Source organism: Exiguobacterium sp. A1_3_1 (genome assembly GCF_048985645.1).
GTDB classification, from domain to species: domain Bacteria; phylum Bacillota; class Bacilli; order Exiguobacteriales; family Exiguobacteriaceae; genus Exiguobacterium_A; species Exiguobacterium_A indicum.
Map to the genome: position 1 here is coordinate 1 of NZ_WBYY01000016.1, position 18729 is coordinate 18729.

General features: G+C 46.9%; 18 protein-coding genes. 6 read left to right on the top strand and 12 right to left on the bottom strand.

All coding sequences use genetic code 11. The annotated features are described in order from the left end of the window. Positions 1 to 14: 14 nt before the first annotated feature. Entirely contained in the window at positions 15 to 557 is a 543-nt protein-coding gene (locus F8N00_RS03075) for an EAL domain-containing protein (protein ID WP_421017777.1), read from the top strand. Positions 558 to 614: 57 nt separating this feature from the next. On the opposite strand, the gene F8N00_RS03080 is transcribed toward F8N00_RS03075, so the two are convergent. Further along, complete coding sequence (locus F8N00_RS03080; protein WP_200864055.1) at positions 615 to 2012, bottom strand: basic amino acid/polyamine antiporter; 1398 nt, start codon at positions 2010 to 2012, stop codon at positions 615 to 617. A 111-nt stretch (positions 2013 to 2123) separates the two neighbouring features. On the opposite strand from F8N00_RS03080, the gene F8N00_RS03085 reads away from it, so the two are divergent. Both F8N00_RS03085 and F8N00_RS03090 read left to right on the top strand, forming a co-directional pair. Then, the gene (locus F8N00_RS03085) at positions 2124 to 2807 is read left to right on the top strand and encodes an MgtC/SapB family protein (protein ID WP_023467135.1); all 684 of its coding nucleotides are present in this window, start codon (positions 2124 to 2126) and stop codon (positions 2805 to 2807) included. Positions 2808 to 2916: 109 nt separating this feature from the next. After that, the gene (locus F8N00_RS03090) at positions 2917 to 4551 is read left to right on the top strand and encodes a peptide ABC transporter substrate-binding protein (RefSeq protein ID WP_023467134.1); all 1635 of its coding nucleotides are present in this window, start codon (positions 2917 to 2919) and stop codon (positions 4549 to 4551) included. A 116-nt stretch (positions 4552 to 4667) separates the two neighbouring features. On the opposite strand, the gene F8N00_RS03095 is transcribed toward F8N00_RS03090, so the two are convergent. Together F8N00_RS03095 and ade are read right to left on the bottom strand one after the other, a co-directional pair. Then, entirely contained in the window at positions 4668 to 4925 is a 258-nt protein-coding gene (locus F8N00_RS03095; protein ID WP_023467133.1) for a hypothetical protein, read from the bottom strand. Positions 4926 to 5187: 262 nt separating this feature from the next. After that, positions 5188 to 6921: an adenine deaminase gene (gene ade, locus F8N00_RS03100; RefSeq protein ID WP_023467132.1), complete on the bottom strand. Its 1734-nt coding sequence runs from the start codon at positions 6919 to 6921 to the stop codon at positions 5188 to 5190. A 124-nt stretch (positions 6922 to 7045) separates the two neighbouring features. Between ade and F8N00_RS03105 the strand changes: the two genes are divergently transcribed. Together F8N00_RS03105 and F8N00_RS03110 are read left to right on the top strand one after the other, a co-directional pair. Then, on the top strand, positions 7046 to 7585 hold the full coding sequence (locus tag F8N00_RS03105) for a gamma carbonic anhydrase family protein (RefSeq protein ID WP_023467131.1): 540 nt from the start codon (positions 7046 to 7048) through the stop codon (positions 7583 to 7585). A 111-nt stretch (positions 7586 to 7696) separates the two neighbouring features. Further along, entirely contained in the window at positions 7697 to 7882 is a 186-nt protein-coding gene (locus F8N00_RS03110) for a hypothetical protein (RefSeq protein WP_023467130.1), read from the top strand. A gap of 145 nt (positions 7883 to 8027) precedes the next feature. Here F8N00_RS03110 and F8N00_RS03115 read toward each other — a convergent pair whose 3' ends face one another. Continuing rightward, positions 8028 to 9611, bottom strand: a complete 1584-nt coding sequence (locus F8N00_RS03115; RefSeq protein ID WP_421017772.1) for a glycine betaine ABC transporter substrate-binding protein — start codon at positions 9609 to 9611, stop codon at positions 8028 to 8030. After that, entirely contained in the window at positions 9608 to 10735 is a 1128-nt protein-coding gene (locus F8N00_RS03120; protein ID WP_336449574.1) for an ABC transporter ATP-binding protein, read from the bottom strand. The genes F8N00_RS03115 and F8N00_RS03120 overlap by 4 nt, the downstream gene beginning before the upstream one ends. Before the next feature lie 192 nt (positions 10736 to 10927). Between F8N00_RS03120 and F8N00_RS03125 the strand changes: the two genes are divergently transcribed. Continuing rightward, the gene (locus F8N00_RS03125; protein WP_058713861.1) at positions 10928 to 11923 is read left to right on the top strand and encodes a LysM peptidoglycan-binding domain-containing protein; all 996 of its coding nucleotides are present in this window, start codon (positions 10928 to 10930) and stop codon (positions 11921 to 11923) included. A 128-nt stretch (positions 11924 to 12051) separates the two neighbouring features. Here F8N00_RS03125 and lysA read toward each other — a convergent pair whose 3' ends face one another. From lysA to F8N00_RS03160, 7 genes are read right to left on the bottom strand one after another with little or no spacing between them, the layout of a single operon-like run. Further along, positions 12052 to 13368 (bottom strand): diaminopimelate decarboxylase, encoded by a 1317-nt coding sequence (lysA, locus tag F8N00_RS03130; protein WP_058713862.1) that lies wholly within the window; start codon positions 13366 to 13368, stop codon positions 12052 to 12054. 13 nt (positions 13369 to 13381) lie between these two features. Then, entirely contained in the window at positions 13382 to 14440 is a 1059-nt protein-coding gene (alr, locus tag F8N00_RS03135; RefSeq protein WP_035398933.1) for an alanine racemase, read from the bottom strand. After that, entirely contained in the window at positions 14437 to 15369 is a 933-nt protein-coding gene (locus tag F8N00_RS03140; RefSeq protein WP_023467124.1) for a branched-chain amino acid transaminase, read from the bottom strand. Before F8N00_RS03140 ends, alr begins: the two co-directional genes overlap by 4 nt. 25 nt (positions 15370 to 15394) lie before the next feature. Next, positions 15395 to 16102 carry a 2,3,4,5-tetrahydropyridine-2,6-dicarboxylate N-acetyltransferase gene (gene dapD / locus F8N00_RS03145; protein WP_075642976.1) on the bottom strand — a complete coding sequence of 236 codons (708 nt, stop codon included), beginning with the start codon at positions 16100 to 16102 and terminating at the stop codon, positions 15395 to 15397. Further along, on the bottom strand, positions 16089 to 16835 hold the full coding sequence (gene dapB / locus F8N00_RS03150) for a 4-hydroxy-tetrahydrodipicolinate reductase (protein WP_023467121.1): 747 nt from the start codon (positions 16833 to 16835) through the stop codon (positions 16089 to 16091). Before dapB ends, dapD begins: the two co-directional genes overlap by 14 nt. After that, positions 16832 to 17713 carry a 4-hydroxy-tetrahydrodipicolinate synthase gene (gene dapA, locus F8N00_RS03155; protein ID WP_023467119.1) on the bottom strand — a complete coding sequence of 294 codons (882 nt, stop codon included), beginning with the start codon at positions 17711 to 17713 and terminating at the stop codon, positions 16832 to 16834. The genes dapB and dapA overlap by 4 nt, the downstream gene beginning before the upstream one ends. A 17-nt stretch (positions 17714 to 17730) precedes the next feature. Next, positions 17731 to 18723, bottom strand: a complete 993-nt coding sequence (locus F8N00_RS03160) for an aspartate-semialdehyde dehydrogenase (protein WP_023467117.1) — start codon at positions 18721 to 18723, stop codon at positions 17731 to 17733. Between the last annotated feature and the right edge of the window lie 6 nt (positions 18724 to 18729).

Genomic DNA, 18729 nt, shown 5'->3' on the forward strand with positions numbered 1-18729 from the left:
TATAAGAGACAGTCATTGAAGCATGTGAACAGCTCGCGAAGTGGCAACAGACGATTAATCCTGAACTGACGATGGCAATCAATATTTCACCGCATCAGTTCCAAAGTGACTCTTTTATTCGAACGTTGCAACATATCGTAACGGAGCGACTCGTTTCACCATCTTCCGTTACGCTGGAGATGACAGAGAATATTGCGATTTTACAGACGCAACGAACGGTCGAACGTATGCACCTCATCAAGTCGTTCGGCTTCCGTTTATCGATCGATGATTTCGGTACCGGTTATTCTTCTTTACAGTATCTCAGTGCTTTTCCAATCGACGAATTAAAAATTGATAAAGTATTCATTGATGGTCTGGCGAAAAATGACCATGCCTTGCTGGATTCCATCATTCAACTTGGTCACAACTTAGAGTTGAATCTTGTCGCTGAAGGTGTTGAGACAGAACACGCGTTAGATTATCTAAAAACAACATCGTGTCAGCATATGCAAGGGTTTATTTTCTCTGAACCTCTATCTGTACAGGATATCGAAAAACGATTCTTAGCACCTTAATCAAAAAAGAAGTCACGGTGGATAACAATCACCGTGACTTCTTTTGCATATCATTTCTTACAACTGAATTTCTCCTACAACCATTCCGTAAACGGCTACTCCTGCTAAGACAACGAGGATCATACTAGCAATCCACTCATAACGTGACATGCCCGTCCGTTGCTGTTCTCGCTCTGCTAACGCGTACGCGAGAATCCCTGGAGCATAGACTAATGCCGCGATGACGATGTACCAGATACCCGACGCATAGACGAGCCAAATCGAATACGCTGATGCGATGACAGAGAAAAGTAACATTTTCTGATTGCGTTCTTCGCGCGATGTCCGAATGCTATACAACGCTGATAATAGGTACGGTAATAACGCACAAATCCCGGCGATACTCGATAAGACAAGATAGGTTTGCGCTGAGAAAAGCGCGATTCCTGCGACGACTTGTGTCGCGATCTGTGTAATCAACAGCGCACCGACTGGAGCTCCTTTTCGATTCGTTTTTGCGAATGCTTTCGGAAACGCACCGTCTTTCGCCACAAGATACGATATTTCTGATGCGAGAATCGTCCATCCGAGAAGTGCGCCAGATAGTGAAATAATCAAACCGATCATGATGATCGTCGCACCGATTGGTCCAATCGCTGCTTCTAATACATACGCCATCGTCGGTTCTTTTAATCCAGCTAGTTGTTCTTGACTAAGCACTCCGAGTGATAGAACAGAAATCAAGATATAGATGACTAACACTCCAACGAGTCCTGTTACCGTCGCTTTTCCGACATCACTTCGATTTTTAGCACGACTCGACAAGACGACTGCCCCTTCAATACCAACGAACGCCCAAAGCGTGACGAGCATCGTTCCTTTTACCTGATCGAAGATCGAACCGAGTTCTGTTCCCTTTCCCCAAATATCTAAATTAAACGTTTTGATATTAAAGGCAATTCCTACTAAAAGGATGAAAATCAAAATCGGAACGAGCTTTGCAATCGTCGTAATCAAATTGACGAGTGTCGCTTCCTTGATTCCGCTTGAGACGAGCCAGAACAATCCCCAAATGACGACCACACTCATCAAAAGGAGGAATATTCGATTTTCTGCTGCGAAAATCGGGAAGAAATAACTAATCGCATTAAACACGAGCGTGATATTCGCAACCGTTCCAATCCACGCCGATACCCAGTATCCCCACGCACTGTTAAAGCCGACAAAACGTCCAAATCCTTCACGCGCATAGGCATAAATGCCGCCTTCGAGCTCTGGTTTACTATTGGCGAGATGCTGGAATACTAACGCGAGCATGATCATTCCGATCCCCGTTATACTCCATCCGATGAGGATAGGTCCTGCACTTGCACTTTGGGCCATTGCACCAGGGAGGTTAAAAGCTCCTCCACCGACCATGGACCCGATGACCATTGCCGCGAGCGCAAAGAAGCCGATTTTTTGCTGATTCATGATGAGACACTTCCTTTTTCCGTATATCTATTACATCTTACGTATATTCATTCGAAAGACACAAAAGTCATTATAACAAATCACCTTCTAAAGTAAAGAAAGGATTTGAGACGAATGAACTGGATTCATGTATTTCAGCTCGAAGACCTTCTAAAACTCCTATTGGCTGCTACACTTGGAATTTTCATCGGATTCGAGCGTGAAATTAAAAATAAACCGGTCGGTATACGCACTAGCCTCGTAATTACCCTCATCAGCTGTCTTTTAACCATTGTCTCTATAAAATCCGTCCTGCTCTATCACGATATGGCGACTCATGTCCAGATGGATCCGATGCGCCTTGTCGCGCAAATCATTACCGGAATCGGATTCATCGGAGCTGGTGTCATCTTACGACGACCACATGATATCGTCAGCGGACTAACAACTGCCGCCATTATATGGAGTGCAAGTGGGATTGGGATTGCTGTCGGTGCCGGATTCATTTGGGAATCGATTTTTCTCGTTCTCTTTCTCTTTTTCCTATTAGAAGGTCTGACTTGGGTGATGCGTCACATCAACAATAGTCGATTTGAAGCGAACGTCCTCGTCGCACATTTACTTCTTCCCGCCGATCTTGATCCATCCGACATCATCTTCGCCCTTGAACAAAAAGGTGTTCGGATTACGAATATACGCATGCGAGGAAATCCAATTCGATTAACATTACGGATGTATTCCCCTCATTCGCTGACCCTATTCCTACTTTATGACTATTTAAAATCACTTGGAATTAAGGATATAGACCTTGATCAGTAAGAATTATCTGAAAATTTATGTTGCATTTTTAATCACTTTCACTTAAATTAACAATATGTTCACATTTTTCTGAAATATTTAAAACTAACTCTCGGGGGGTCATCGTTCCATGAATAAACCATCGAAAATTGCTTTTGCTGGACTATCCAGCATTGCACTACTTGCTGTCGCTGCATGCGGGCAAGGAAATGATGAGAATGCAAGCGGCTCGGATTCGAAAAATAAGAAAAAGGAAGTCACGCTCGTTTCGACGACAGATGTACCTCAGCTCGATCCGACGAAAACGACGGACTCGACTTCCATCATTGTTACGAACAACGTCTTTGAAGGACTCTATCGTCTTGACGGCGATAATAAGCCAACACCTGGAATCGCAGAAAGTGTCGAAGTATCAGACGATAAAAAAACATACACGTTCAAATTGCGTAAAGATGCGAAATGGTCAGATGGATCAGCTGTCACAGCAGATGATTTCATTTATGCTTGGAAACGTGCACTTGATCCAAAGACAGCAGCAGAATACGCGTACATTTTACAAGATTTGAAAAACGCCAATAAAATCATGGCTGGAGACGCTGAACTCGATGAACTCGGTGTCAAGAAAGTCGATGACCAAACACTTGAAGTACAACTCGAAGCTCCTGCTCCTTACTTCCTTGGCTTAACGAGTTTCCCAACGTACTTACCATTAAAGCAATCATTCGTCGAAGATAAAGGCGATAAGTTTGCGACAAGTGTTGATACAATGGTCTTCAACGGACCTTTCGTACTCGATAAGTGGCAAGCGAACGCTGGGTGGACATATAAGAAAAATCCGGATTACTGGGATAAAGCAAGCGTCAAGATGGATCAAATTAACGTTAAAGTCGTCAAAGAGATTTCGACTGGCGTCAACCTCTTTGAATCAAAAGAAGTCGATTTTGCACCGATTACATCGGAGTTCGTCTCACAGTACGAAAAATCAGAGGATTACAAGACTCGTCCAGATGCTCGGATCAACTTCCTTCGCTTTAACCAAAAGAATAAAGCATTGAAAAACAAAAACATTCGTAAAGCACTTGCACTCGGTTTTGAGAAGCAAGGGATTACCGATGTCATCCTAAACGATGGATCAAAACCAGCGAACTTTATCGTTGCGAAGGATTTCACATTTACACCAGATGGCGAAGACTTCCGTACGAAGTATCCGGATCTTCAAAGCTACGATGCAGATGCAGCGAAAAAAGCTTGGGATGCTGGTTTGAAGGAACTTGGTGTCAAAACAGTTGAACTCAGCATGCTCTCACGGGATGAAGATGCTTTCAAGAAAGTCTCTGAGTACTTAAAAGGTGACCTAGAGAAACATCTTCCTGGTTTGACGATCAATATCAAACAACAACCATTCAAAAACTTCCTCGATCTCGAATCGAAGGGTGATTATGACATCTCTGCAGCTGGATGGGGACCTGACTATCAGGATCCAATGACGTTCCTCGACATGTGGTTGACAGGCGGAAGCTTCAACCGGATGGAATACTCGAACAAAAAGTTCGATGATCTCATCAAAGGAGCGAAACAACAAGCCGATGAAGCGAAGCGTTGGTCTGATATGCAAGAAGCTGAAAAAATCTTGCTAACAGATGACTACGCGATTGCGCCGATCTACCAAAAAGGTGAAGCTTACTTGCAACGGACAAACATTGATAAATTATACCGTCACCCATTCGGTGCCGATATGAGCTTTAAATGGATGGAATTAAAATAACCCTTTAGAATATTGATGAACAAGTAGCGGATCTCGTTCCCTACTTGTTTTTTTATTTTCCAACGCGGTTCTCAGAAAACAACAAAGACCCCTTCTGACGGAGCCATCGGGGGTCTTTACTGTGCGATTTGTTTATAAAAAGCAATCTCTTCATCCTGTCCTTCCTCAACTGCTCGGAAGAATTCAGCGAAGTAAGCATAAAGAACGGTGCGTTCCTCATACGTTGGTCGAGCTTGACGAATGACGGAGAATGCAAGATTTCGCAACTGACGTTTTGTTCGTCGATGTGTTGGTAACGCATGGAACTGACGCGTAAATGAACGATAGACATCCGCAATCAAAGCTTCGTGCCCTTCAAAATATGTCTTATCCATAATGATGATCTCCTTTCTAACCTTGTTGTCCTACTGTTTTCTACGAACCTTTTAGATAAAAGTTTCATAGAAAGTGAGAATTCTCACAAATGATATAGACCTTACTATAACAAGCTTTCCAAAATGATTCAACATCCAAACTATTAAGTTTCATCAAGGAATTTTAGCCGTTTTGTAAAGTTCCTTTCTTTGATTTTAGATCATCTATTCCTAACACAAAACGGTCTGAGTCCCGGAAAGAGACTCAGACTCGCGACGGACATCAGTCTGCTTGTACTGAAATATGCTGGAAGTGTTTCACATCGAATAATCCACTGTCGGTCAGCTTTAATTCCGGAATGACCGGTAAGCAAAGGAATGACATCGTCAAATAGGGATTAAAGGAACGATCCGCCTCTAATACATCGAGGGCATCATTCAATGCTTCGAGTGTATCTCCAACTTCTTGGAAGGGACGATTCGTCATCAGTCCAGCGATTTCAAGCGGTAACTCAGCAAGTACCTCTTGCCCATTGACGGCAATGACTCCCCCACCCGCTTGGACGAGACGTTCCGCAGCGAGTTGCATCTCTTCGTCTGATGCGCCAACGATGACGAGGTTGTGCGAATCATGGGCAACAGTCGCCGCAATCGCTCCGCGTTTCATCTTGAAACCTTTGACGATCCCGACTGCCGAGAAGGATGTGCCGTGATGCCGTTCAATGACAGCAATCTTTAAGAGATCCTGCTCCGGTACAGGCACGAAATGTCCGTCTTGAAGCGGAACGTCGAGAACCAGATGTTCCGTGACGATGCTTTTCGGAATGACTCCGATCACATGCGCCCGTGATGATTCAAGTGGAAGGGCAAATACTTCTGGTGTAATCGGTTTTGTATTCAATGCACCTCGTAACGATTCTGGAACATGCGCGCGTCGTACTGTTCGGGTCGTTTTTCCTGCTCGTGCGACACACTCACCTTTAATATAAACCTCGTCAATCACGACGTTATCAGCATCGGATAACAAGACGAAGTCCGCCCGGCGTCCCGGCACGATAGCTCCACGATCGTCCAGACGATAGGCATTCGTCGCATGCAACGATGCCATCGCATACGCTGTTTCGCGTTTAATTCCATGACGAATCGCATAGCGGATATTATAGTCGATCGTACCTTCGCGTAATGTATCATCCAAATGTTTATCGTCCGTACAGAAGAGGAAACGGCTCGCGTTGCTTTCCGTCACAGCATCGAGTACTTCCTTCAAGTTTCGGGCAGCTGATCCTTCCCGCACTTCGACATACAGACCACGACGCGCTCGGGCAATCGCATCTTCTTTACTGACAGATTCATGATCCGTTCGAATTCCGGCGACACCATAAATGTTAATTTCGCGTGGTCCAAGTCCCGCAGCATGACCATCGACCAGTTTTCCTGCGTCTTCGATCTGTTTAATTTTTTGGAGCATATCGCGATCGGCTCGTTCGACCGCTGGATAATCCATGACTTCTCCCAAACCATGGACACCAGGATGATTGACGAATGGTGCAAGTGCCGCCGCATCAAGTGATGCTCCCGCGTGTTCAAACGAAGTCGCCGGTACGCAGCTCGGTAACATCATACGGACATCAAGCGCGAGACCTTCAGCATCGTCTAGCATAAAGGATAATCCTTCTGCTCCTTTGACATTCGCAATCTCATGCGGATCGGCGATAATCGTCGTGACACCTAACGGTAGAATCGCTTGCTCATACTCACTTGGCGGCACCATCGATGATTCAATATGGACATGGGCATCGACGAAACTTGGTGCGATGAAAAGTCTTTCTCCCGAACGATTCTCGATTCCGTCATACCCCTCTCCGACAGCAGCAATATAACCTGAATCAATCGCTACATCTGCTGTATATGTCTCACGTGTCATGACATCAATGACTGAAATATTCTGATAGACGACGGCTGCTTTCTCTTTTTTGGCAGCAATCGCGATCAATCGTTCACGCACTGTTTGTTCCATCCTGTCTCCTCCTGTTGTAAGCGTATTTTTACCATCTTACAATTAGTTTGGAAGCTGTTGCAATTTATTTTTTGTAACGTCAAGATGAAAGAGTATCGATTTAATGTCTGAGGGGGAAAAACGCATGAAATATCGTGTCGGTTCACTTGTTCCAAACATCGATCCATCCGTTTATTTAGCGGACGGATCTAAAGTCATCGGAGAGGTCACGATCGGAAAAGACTCATCTGTCTGGTTCAATACGGTCATACGCGGAGATGAAGGTCCGATTCACATCGGGGAACGCGTCAACATCCAAGACGGTTCGATGATTCATCAGTATGAAGGGTATCCGACTATCATTGAAGATGAAGTGACGATTGGTCATATGGCGATGATTCACGGCGGAATCATTCGAAAAGGAGCGTTAATCGGAATGTCGGCGACGATCCTCGATGAAGCCGAAATCGGAGAAGGAGCATTCGTTGCTGCCGGAAGCCTTGTTCCGCCAAAAATGAAGGTACCTGCCGGCGCGATGGTCATGGGTGTTCCTGCAAAAATCGTCCGGGATATCAGTGACCATGATCGATTCATCATGGAACGAACAGTCCGAAAATACGTGAAACGAGGTCAGCAGTATGCTGACAGTTTTGAAGCTATCACAGAGGATATGACAAGTTTGTGAGAACGTTTACAAAGTTCACAGGTTCTTAATACCTCCCCTCTTCCGTCTTTACAATTCTTTCGTACACTAGAGGTGTAAGAGATGAATCAAGACACAGAGAGGGGATTTTATATGATTCCAGTATACGAAGAACGCATCATGTCTGATTTGTTTTCATCTACGAATAACCCAAGTTACGGTTTGCCGACGTTACCCGAATCGGAAACGGATTGGTTGACAGTCGAGATTCAAACACGTATCGTTAAAGATGCCGAGCACCGCCTTGGAACATTAAACCGAGAGGAAGAACGTGTATGATTCAGCAACGCACTGTTCGCGCTTGGCTCGCTAGTCGCATCAAAAAATAATTTAATCACTTGATTACGTATTTTCCAAAACGATATAGCGCGTCAGCGCGCATACCAAAAGAGCCGAAGCGGATTCCCGCCTCGGCTCTATCTGTTTATTTTGAAATTAATCCTTCTTCGATCAAGAAATCACGCGCGACTTTTTCAGGGCGCTGTTTCTCGACATCTGCTTTGTAATTCAATTCTTGCATCTTCTCATCCGTAATTTTATCTTTTAACGTGTTGAGGACTTTTTTCAGCTCCGGATGTTCTTCAAGTGTTTCTTGACGAACAAGCGGTACCGCATAGTATGGTGGGAAGAACTTTTTATCGTCTTCTAGCACTGTTAAATCGAATTTTTGTAACAAACCATCTGTTGAGAAGCTATCGATGACGTTCGTTCGACCATTTGTCAGTGCTGTATAACGGAGTCCTCCATCGACTGGTTGTACATCTTGGAATTTCATATCTGGATACTTTTTCTTCAAACCAAGATAACCATCTTCCCGGTTCGCGAATTCGATTGTTGATCCGAGAATCAAACGATCACTGACTTTTGACATATCTGATACCGTCTTCAAGTCATATTTTTCGATATCTTCTTTCGTCATGGCAAGGGCATACGTATTGTTGAAACCGATTGGATCCAGGACGTCGACCTGACTTTTTTCCGGAATCATCTTCCCGACTTTTGCATAGACCGTTTCCGGATCCGTCTCGACGTCTTGCTTGAGCACGTCGATCAACAAAGTACCTGTGTACTCGACATACGCGTCGATTTCCCCTTTTTCAAGCGCCCCGTAAGCGACTTTCGTCCCTCCGAGGTTTAATTGACGTTCGACTTCTAAATCCGTTTTATCTTCGATTAAATCCGCTAACATATTTCCGAGAATCAATTGTTCTGTAAAGTTCTTCGATCCGATGACGATCTTATCGTCCTTAAGGAAAGAGTAAGCGACCGATCCACCAATTAATAGGAAAACGATACTTGCGATCGCGATCTTGCGTCCAGCTGGCATCGCCTTGCGACGCTTCCGTGCCTTATTCTTGATTCGACCATCTGCAAGAGGAATCCCATTTGGCGCCACGGAGTATTCAATCCGACTGACGACGAAGTCGATGACAAGAGCTAAAATACCGGCTGGAATTGCTCCGGCGAGAATCTGGTTATTATCAACTGTTTGAATACCCGAGAAGACGAGGTAACCAAGACCACCGGCACCGATGAATGCTGAGATCGTCATCAAACCAACAGCTGTAACGGCTGAAATTCGAATCCCTGCCATCATGATCGGCAAGGCAAGTGGAATCTGAACCTTACTGAGGATTTGTCGATCCGTTAAACCAATTCCTTTAGCTGCTTCGAGCGTGTCCCCTGGAATGCTCGACAGACCCGTGTACGTATTTTTAACGATTGGCAAGAGTGAATAAAGCACGACCATGATGATCGCTGGTGTCGACCCGATACCAATGAACGGAATCAAGAAACCGAGTAAAGCAAGACTCGGAACAGCTTGCACGACGCTCGTCAGCGCAAGGACAGGCTTCGCGAACTTTTGGTAACGGGTGATCAGAATCCCGATCGGAATCCCGAGAACGACCGCGATGACGACGGCAAAGACCGTCAGCTGTAAGTGCTCTAGCAATAAATCACCGATCTGATCGGTATTATTTTTTACATAATCAAAGAATCCGCTCATTGGACTTCCTCCTCATGAATGAATTGCTCACTCAAGACGGAAAGTAAGCTACTACGTGTGATCAACCCTCTGAGTTTTCCTGTTACATCCGTTACTGGTAGATAACCAGTCTCTTCCTGATTCATGACTTCAAGAACATCGAGTAATGAATCGTGTTCATTGACAGCGATGATTTCGCCCTCCATCACTTCTTCGATCCGTTGGCTCTTATCCGGAATCGTCTGGATGTTCTTCAACTTAATCAGCCCTTGTAAGACACGGTCACGATCGGTGATCAACAGGCTGTCGACTTTGCGTCCACGCATGATTTCAATTCCCTGCAACAACGTCCGTTTGCCACTGATTGAAACTGGGTCCTCGATCATGATATCTTCTGCCTTGATGAATTCTGGACTACTCCAGATTTTATTTTTTCCGATGAACGATTCGACATATTCATCTTTTGGATGACGCAAGATTTCTTCTGGAGTATCGAACTGGACGATTTCCCCATCACGCATGATACATATCCGATCCGCTAACTTGATCGCTTCATCCATATCATGGGTGACGAAAACGATCGTCTTCTTCACTTCTTCTTGCAAGTTAAAAAGTTCTTCCTGTAGATCGTTACGGGTAACGGGATCGAGTGCACTGAACGGCTCATCCATCAAAATGACATCAGGATCATTCATTAAAGCTCGTGCGAAACCGACACGCTGTTGTTGTCCACCACTGAGTTCGCTCGGATAACGATCGATGAATTGCTTTGGATCAAGCCCGACCATCGTCAACAATTGTTCTGTCCGTTGATCCATGTCATCGTGATCTTTCCCCTCAAGCCCCGCAATCAATTGAATGTTTTCCCGGACCGTCATGTGAGGGAACAAGCCGGTTTGCTGGATGACATATCCCATATGACGTCTTAATTCAATCGTATCCGTCTTCATGATGTCCTTCCCGTTGACTAAAATCGTACCTGAAGAAGGTTCAATCAATCGATTGATCATCTTAAGTGATGTCGTCTTCCCACAACCACTTGGTCCGATGAAGACAACGAGTTCACCCTTTTGAATCTCGAGCGATAAGCCTTTCAAGACGACATTGTCCTTAAACTGCTTACCGACGTTTTTGAATTCGATCATTCCTTCTCACTCCTTTTTACTATTTCCATATATTATGGTTTCCCAAAAAGATTACGGTTTAAACAAATTTTCTGTAATTTAGTTTTATTTCTTTGCAAAACGGGAATTTCTTAGTTCTTTTTTTAAAATAAAGGGAATACCTTAATAAAGAGTACTTGTAAAGCATGTTTTTGATGAAGGAGGTACTAGACGATGAACATCAAGAAACCCACTATCATGATGATCGGACTGCTTCTCCTGACTCCACTTTCAATCCCCTCACAGGTCGATGCAGCGAGCTCTACGTTCGTTACGAAAGGAACGACGACGCAAAAAGTCGTCGCATTGACGTTTGATGACGGTTCAGATGGAACGAACATTGCCAAAATCTTAAGTATCTTAAAAAGTAACCAAGTGAAAGCGACTTTCTTTTTGACAGGCAGTGGTGCAACCAACCATCCCCAATCGATCAAGAACATCACAACCGCTTCTCCGACACATCAAATCGGCAATCACTCATATTCGCATCCGGATTTTACGACACTAACAGCGAGCCAGATGACGAGTGAATTATCCCGAACAGAATCTCTCATCCGGTCCTTGACCGGAAAAACGACGAAACCAATTTTCCGAGCGCCGTTCGGTGCAAGTAATAGTAACGTGTTGAGTGCCGTTGGGGCGGCAGGTTACACGAAAACGATTCAATGGAATATTGATACGACGGATTGGAAAGGCATCTCTTCAACAGCCATCTTGGATCGTGTATTACCAAAAGTCGTTCCAGGATCGATTATTCTGATGCATACCGGTGCTGGTGCGAAAGGAACACCGACCGCCTTGCCGACGATGATTTCAAAACTAAAAGCCAAAGGCTATTCGTTCGTCACGATTTCAGAACTGTTACGGTCACCGACTTCAACCGGTACGACGTATACCGTCAAAGCTGGCGATACACTCTATTCCATCGCCCGCAAATACAACGTCTCGGTCTCTGCCCTCGCGAGTGCGAATAACATCACGAACTGGAATCTGTTGAACGTCGGTCAAGTCTTGAAAATTCCAACAACGATGTATACGGTTAAAGCCGGTGATACACTTTACTCGATTGCGACACGATATGGTGTCACCGTCACAGCATTGATGCAGGCAAACAACATTACGAATCCGAACCTCTTGCTCATTGGACAAGTCTTAAAAATTCCAAACTGAATCTGCTGATTGCAACACAAAAAAAAAACGATCCCTCTCTATTCAAGAGAAGAATCGCTTTAGATCGTATGCATGAAATCGGCGCGATAGCGTCGGTTTTTTTGTCCTCTCGTTTGACCCCGCACCTCTTATGACTCTGATCGGACCCCGTTGATCCCAAGATCACACTGAATCAAATCCGCATACGTTTGTCGACGGACGACTTCACGGGATTCACCGTCCCGAACGAAAACGAGTGCCGGACGTAAGAACTGGTTATAGTTGCTTGCCATCGAGAAGTTATACGCTCCTGTCCCAAAGACAGCAAGTGTATCGCCACCGTTCGGTGTGACCAACTGTGCTTTTTCAGCGACGAGATCCCCTGATTCACAAGCTGCTCCAACGACCGTCACTTCAGTCGTTTCACCACTCATCCGGTTTGCGATGACGGTTTCATACACGGCACCGTAAAGTGCTGGGCGAATGTTATCCGTCATTCCGCCATCGACCGAAAGATATGTTCGGACGCCTTCGATCTCTTTGATTGCCCCGACCGTATACAGTGTCGTTCCTGCATTCGCAACGACCCAGCGGCCTGGCTCGATCCCGATTCGTGGACGTTCGATGCCGAGTCGCTCCGTTTCCGTCTCGATCACATCCATGACGCGTGCGATCGTCGCTTCAAAATCAAGCGGCTGATCGTCCTGTGTATAGGCAATACCGAAGCCGCCGCCAACATTGACTTCGCTGACTGTGAAACCATGATGCGCACGAATCGTTTCGACGAAGCCCATCATCGTCCGAGCTGTCTGTTCGAACAGTGACGAATCTTGGATTTGCGAACCGACATGACAATGGATGCCGAGTAACGACAGATGTTCCGATGCTAAAATTGCCTCGATTGCGTCCAAATAATCTGACGCATGTGTTGAGAAACCGAATTTCGTATCGACGCCACCTGTCTGGATTTTCGCATGCGCTCCCCCGATGACTTGTGGCACGATCCGGATCAGGACATGGACCGTTTGACCGGCTTGCGCTGCGATGGCTTCCAGTTGTGCAATTTCGGCAAAGTGATCGATGACGATCCGTCCGACACCTTGCTCGACGGCATATTGAAGATCAGCCGTCGATTTATTCGAACCATGGAAATAGATCCGTTCTGCCGGAACGCCGGATTGGCGGGCGATGAAAAGTTCGCCCCCCGTAACGACATCGATTCCGAGACCATGACGCACGACTTGTTCGTACACCGCACTAACCGTCAGTGCTTTAGAAGCGAAGGAAGCATACGTGTTCGGATACTTATCAAGGAAGTGTTCCCGGACGGTCGCTAATCGATCCGTCAGCTCCCGCTCTGCCATCACGTACAATGGTGTTCCGTACTGTGCTGCAAGATCGGTCGCTGCGACACCATCGATGTGCAACGTGTTGTTTTCTTCTGTCAGGTATTGACTTCCATACATAATAAGTTCCTCCTTATAGATACTGATGCGTCAAACGCCACGACCGGGCGCACATCTGCTCTGAATTGTTCGCTGCTCCTGTCCGAGTAATATCGTCAATTTCAACGCCATCCCCGTATAGCACGACCTCGTCTCCGACCTCAACCGTCCCATCGACAGCGACGAACGTATGACTCATGAATAATTTATTGATGACCGGATAAGGTTTTTCTTTAATATGAACAGGCAACGCGGCACGCCCACGGACGACACCGTCTCCATAGCCGACGGGTAAAATAGCAATCCGCATCGGTTCTGTACTCGTAAAGTTCGTCCCGTACCCAACGTGTTCACCCGGTCCGATTTCGCGAATTTCAACGACCTCCGTCGTCATCCGTAGCGAAGGAACGAGCCAGTCCATCTTTTCAATCGGTGAATAGCCGAATAAGAAGATGCCAGGGCGGACATAATTACAAAATGCGAGACGCGGATCGTGTTTGACGATCGTCGCACTGTTTTCCGAGTGCATATACGTAAACGTATGGCGCTTTCGTAACACATCGGCAATAGCGATGAAACGTTCGACTTGTCCATCGTGATCCGCATCCGGCTCATCGGCAAGCGGAAAGTGTGTATATAAACCTGTTAAAGCGAGCGAATCTGCTTGCGCAAGCGCAAGAACAGCTTCCGCCTCTTGAAGCGAACTGACACCAAAACGATTCATCCCGACGTTGATCTTCAAATGTAACTCGATTCCCTGCAGCTGTTTACTGTTTAGGGCGAGCCATTCTAGCGATGAGACACCGAGTGCAATTCCGAAACGTCGTGCTGTTTCAAAATCCTCCGTCGGATTCATCACCAGTACATAACTGTCTGGAAAATTCGTTTTGATTTCAATGGCTTCATACAACTCGGCGACAGCAAAGTGATGCACATCAGATGCCATCAGCGTCTCGACCATCTCGAGCATACCTAAGTTATACGCATTGTTCTTGACCACGGCAAAAATACGTTTACGTGACCGAGCGAAGACCGATGCGACGTTCTGTCGCACCGCCTTCCGATCGATCGTGACGAGTGTACGCGTCGTCATTCTGCGACAGCGGGTGTCACATACGTCAACCAATCCGCATATTGCGGCAATTGACCTGTGACGGCTTGACGGTAAAGATCGAGCAACTCATCTGCGACGTTCCGTGTTCCGCCGTTGATCGAGATATGATCGATTTCACCGACACTCGTGATTTCAGCAGCTGTTCCTGTTAAGAAGATCTCATCTGCGACATACAACTCATCGCGTCCGATGTGACGTTCGACGACAGGATAGCCTTGATCTTGTGCCAAACGAATGATGACTTGGCGTGTGATACCGTCGAGTACTGAACAATCCAGTGACGGTGTATGAATCGTTCCGTTTTTTAGAAGGAAAAGGTTCGCAACACTCGCTTCACTAACGTTTCCGTTCATGTCGAGCGCGATGGCTTCATCAAATCCATCACGGATCGCTTCACCTTTTAAGAGTTGTGAGTTCATATAGTTCGCAGCCGCTTTCGCTTGCATCGGCATCATCGTTGATGAGACGCGGCGGTATGATGCGACTTTGGCACGGATGCCAGCACCTTTATCGAAGTATTCCCCAAGCTCCCAGCACGAGATGCCGACATGAACCGTCGTATCTTTCGCCATCAATGCTTGCCATGGCGTACCGAGGAACACGAATGGACGGATATAACACGATTCAAATCCGTTTTTCGCAACTAAATCGATCGTTGCTTGAACAAGTTCGTCGACAGTATACGGAATCGTGACATGGTAGTACGCACAACTGCGGAAGAGACGCTCGATATGTTCCTTCAATTGGAAAATCGCCGGTCCGTCCGGTGTCGCGTATGCACGAATTCCTTCAAAGAATCCACTACCGTAGTGAATCGCATGTGACATGACGCTCGTGTTCGCATCTTTCGGATCATGAAAGACTCCATCTAACCAAATTGCTTCTCCATACTGTGTATCCACTGCCATGTGTTTTCCTCCTCTTCGACGTCAATCAGAGTGAACGTAAATCATCCACCAATTGCGTCTTCTCTTCTGTTTTCGCATCTTTCTGTTTGATGACACGTGCAGGTGTTCCAGCAACGACGCTTCCAGCAGGTACGTCTTCTGTGACGACACTACCAGCAGCGACGACGGCATCTTTGCCGACTTTGACGCCTTCAAGAATGACTGCATTTGCACCAATCAAGACACCGTCTTCAATGATGACAGGTGTTTTTGAAGGTGGTTCGAGGACACCCGCGACCACGGCACCTGCGCCGACATGAACGTTTTTCCCGATCGTCCCACGTGCACCGACGACAGCGTTCATATCAATCATTGTACCATCTCCGATTGATGCACCGATATTGATGATCGCACCCATCATGACGACTGCGTTGTCACCGATGACGACATGATCACGAATCCATGAACCTGGTTCGATGCGCGCATTCAAGTGACGTGTATCAAGCATTGGTACCGCACTGTTGCGACGGTCATACTCCACGTGAACATCCGTGATGCGATCTGAATACTTTTCTAAGAAAGTAGCCACAAGTCCTGCATCCGCGAAGAAAATCTTTGATTCATCTGATCCGAATGCTGTAGCGCCTTCGATCGTCAAGCCCGCCAAATCGCCGTTGACGTAAAGTTTTACCGGTGTTTGTTTTTTAGCATCTTTAATGAATTTAGCAATTTCGTAAGCATCAGTGAGTAACATGTGAATCCTCCTGTGTGTAGAGCGTCTCTAATGTATAGAGTCCCGCTGTTTTTTGAATGAGTGCCTCAGCTGCTTTGATCGCACCAGAAGCAAATACTTTTTTCGATAGCGCTGTATGTTTGATTTCAATCAATTCGTCGACACCTGCGAATAAGACTTCGTGTTCTCCGAAGATCGTTCCACCGCGCATCGCGTGCATTCCGATCTCGTTCGTCTCCCGCTTTTGCCGCGTCTGTGACCGGTCATATACCGGTGTGACGTCACGTGCCGTCTGAATCGTTTGCAATAACAACTCAGCCGTTCCGCTTGGCGCATCGACTTTTTGGTTGTGATGTTTCTCGAGCAATTCGATGTCATACGCTCCTGCTAGTGGTACGAGTGTCTTCAGCAGTTGCTGCACCATCGCGATACCGTACGACATATTGTACGACTGGAAAATTGGAATTTCTTTCGCAGCGTCCTTGATCGATGCCAGTTCCGCCTCTGAAAAACCAGTCGTCGCGATGACGAGTGGTGTTTTTGTCGCTAGCCCGTATGCGAGCAGATCCGGTAGCAAACTCGGATGCGAGAAGTCGATGATCGCATCGACCGTTTCTGACATCTCTGTTAGCTCGGCATATGAAGCGATCGTATCGGATGACTTCGTCCGGTCAACGATCGCCACGACACTTTGTGGTGCGAGTTCGACGACGTATTGTCCTGTCGCCCCATAACCGTGTAACGCGAGTTTCATCGAACCACTCCTTTGTAAGCCCGCATCGTTTCGAGTAAGTGGGCATGTCCCGCTTCCGATTGACGGACGAGCGGCAAGCGCGGCGCACCGACAGCAAAGCCGAGTTCTTCAAGCGATGCTTTAACTGGAATCGGATTGACATCACTGAACAAGGCACCGATGACCGGTAACAAGTCTGCCTGAATCCGGCGTGCCGTGACGAGATCTTGTGCGAGCAACGCCTCAGCAAGTGCTTGTGTCTCTGCTGGGTACGGGTTCGAAAGAACTGAGATGACGCCTTGTGCGCCCCATGCCATGTACGGCAGGATTTGATCATCATTTCCACAGAAGACCGCGAAGTCTTCCGGAATCGCCGCCATCAGTTCACCCATGAAGCTGACATCTCCACTCGCTTCCTTAAAGGCTTGGATTCGTGGATGACGTGCTAACGTCACTGCTGTTTCGACTGCGATCGCAACTCCTGTCCGCGACGGAACGTTGTACAGCATGATTGGTAATTCGGTTGCATCAGCGACCGCCGTGAAATGTGCGACGAGACCCGCTTGCGATGTTTTATTGTAGTACGGTGTGACGAGCATCGCTGCGTCCGCACCGAGGCGCTCTGCGAGTAACGTCTTCTCGATTGTTGCTGCCGTGTTGTTCGAACCCGTTCCGGCAATGACTGGTACTCGTCCTGCCGTGATTTGAACGGCAGTCGTCAGTAGTTGTTCGAATTCCGTGTTCGTCAGTGTCGATCCTTCTCCTGTCGTTCCTCCGACGACAAGCGCCTGAATTCCTGCTGCGAGTTGTTGCTCGATCAAGCGTTCGAATACGTGTAGATCCAACTCGCCTGCTTCATTAAATGGTGTGACGAGCGCTGTACCTGCTCCTTTGAACATGAAGAACTCCTCCTTTTTTATGAATGAATCGACTGTTCGATGGCTTGGCGTGCGACTTGTACGGCATTCGAGGCGGCACCTTTTCGAATGTTGTCGGCTACACACCAGAGATGGAACGTATTCGCGAGACTATCATCTTGTCGAATTCGTCCGACATAGACATCGTCCGTCCCACTCGCGTCAAGTGGCATCGGATAACGCGTATTCGCGACATCATCGATGAGGACGACGCCCGGTGCGTTTTCAAGTGCTTCACGGATCGCTGCAACCGTCGTCGGTTGTGTAAACGTGACGTTGATTGCAACCGAGTGAGAATTCGTGACTGGAACCCGGACACATGTCGCACTGACAGGTAATGCTGGAAGATTGAAGATTTTCCGTGTTTCATCAATCATCTTCTGCTCTTCTTTCGTATAGCCGTTCTCAAGGAATACATCGATATGCGGCAAGATGTTATCGTGAATCGGATGCGGATAATTGACGGGCTCTTCTCCGCGTGCTCCACGTGCCAGATCCTCGATTCCTTTTTGACCAGAACCAGATACGGCCTGATACGTCGTATAGTTGATCCGTTCGAATCCCAGTGACTGGAGCGGTGCTAAAGCGACGACGGATTGAATGGTCGAACAGTTCGGATTTGCGATCAAGCGGTCCGTCGCTTGAATCGCTTGCGGATTGACTTCTGGCACGACGAGCGGAATCGTCTCCTGCATCCGGAAAGCACTTGAATTATCAACGACGAGTGTTCCGTTTTCAGCTAGTAACGGGGCATATTGCTCACTGATCGTTCCGCCTGCTGCGAACAACGCGACATCGATCCCGTCTTCCGTGATGTTTGGCGTCAGCGCTTGGATCGTAATATCTTCTCCCTTGAACTGTACCGTGTTCCCTGCTGAACGAGCAGAAGCGTAAGCGGACAGGCGGCTGACCGGGAAGTCCAGTTCTGCTAGGACTTGTAACATTTTTTGACCGACGGCGCCGGTTGCTCCAATGACGGCTACATGATACATCCTGTT

Bases quoted from the DNA above. Each gene is read 5' to 3' on its own strand.
- dapB (WP_023467121.1), bottom strand. From the start codon at position 16,835: ATGAAACTCGCGTTACACGGTTATGGGGCGACAGGACAATACGTCGTC.
- F8N00_RS03085 (WP_023467135.1), top strand. From the start codon at position 2,124: ATGAACTGGATTCATGTATTTCAGCTCGAAGACCTTCTAAAACTCCTA.
- F8N00_RS03120 (WP_336449574.1), bottom strand. From the start codon at position 10,735: ATGATCGAATTCAAAAACGTCGGTAAGCAGTTTAAGGACAATGTCGTC.
- F8N00_RS03110 (WP_023467130.1), top strand. From the start codon at position 7,697: ATGATTCCAGTATACGAAGAACGCATCATGTCTGATTTGTTTTCATCT.
- F8N00_RS03090 (WP_023467134.1), top strand. From the start codon at position 2,917: ATGAATAAACCATCGAAAATTGCTTTTGCTGGACTATCCAGCATTGCA.
- F8N00_RS03095 (WP_023467133.1), bottom strand. From the start codon at position 4,925: ATGGATAAGACATATTTTGAAGGGCACGAAGCTTTGATTGCGGATGTC.
- ade (WP_023467132.1), bottom strand. From the start codon at position 6,921: ATGGAACAAACAGTGCGTGAACGATTGATCGCGATTGCTGCCAAAAAA.
- F8N00_RS03115 (WP_421017772.1), bottom strand. From the start codon at position 9,611: ATGAGCGGATTCTTTGATTATGTAAAAAATAATACCGATCAGATCGGT.
- F8N00_RS03160 (WP_023467117.1), bottom strand. From the start codon at position 18,723: ATGTATCATGTAGCCGTCATTGGAGCAACCGGCGCCGTCGGTCAAAAA.
- alr (WP_035398933.1), bottom strand. From the start codon at position 14,440: ATGACGACGCGTACACTCGTCACGATCGATCGGAAGGCGGTGCGACAG.
- dapD (WP_075642976.1), bottom strand. From the start codon at position 16,102: ATGTTACTCACTGATGCTTACGAAATTGCTAAATTCATTAAAGATGCT.
- F8N00_RS03140 (WP_023467124.1), bottom strand. From the start codon at position 15,369: ATGGCAGTGGATACACAGTATGGAGAAGCAATTTGGTTAGATGGAGTC.
- lysA (WP_058713862.1), bottom strand. From the start codon at position 13,368: ATGTATGGAAGTCAATACCTGACAGAAGAAAACAACACGTTGCACATC.
- dapA (WP_023467119.1), bottom strand. From the start codon at position 17,713: ATGTTCAAAGGAGCAGGTACAGCGCTCGTCACACCATTTAATGAAGCA.
- F8N00_RS03125 (WP_058713861.1), top strand. From the start codon at position 10,928: ATGAACATCAAGAAACCCACTATCATGATGATCGGACTGCTTCTCCTG.
- F8N00_RS03105 (WP_023467131.1), top strand. From the start codon at position 7,046: ATGAAATATCGTGTCGGTTCACTTGTTCCAAACATCGATCCATCCGTT.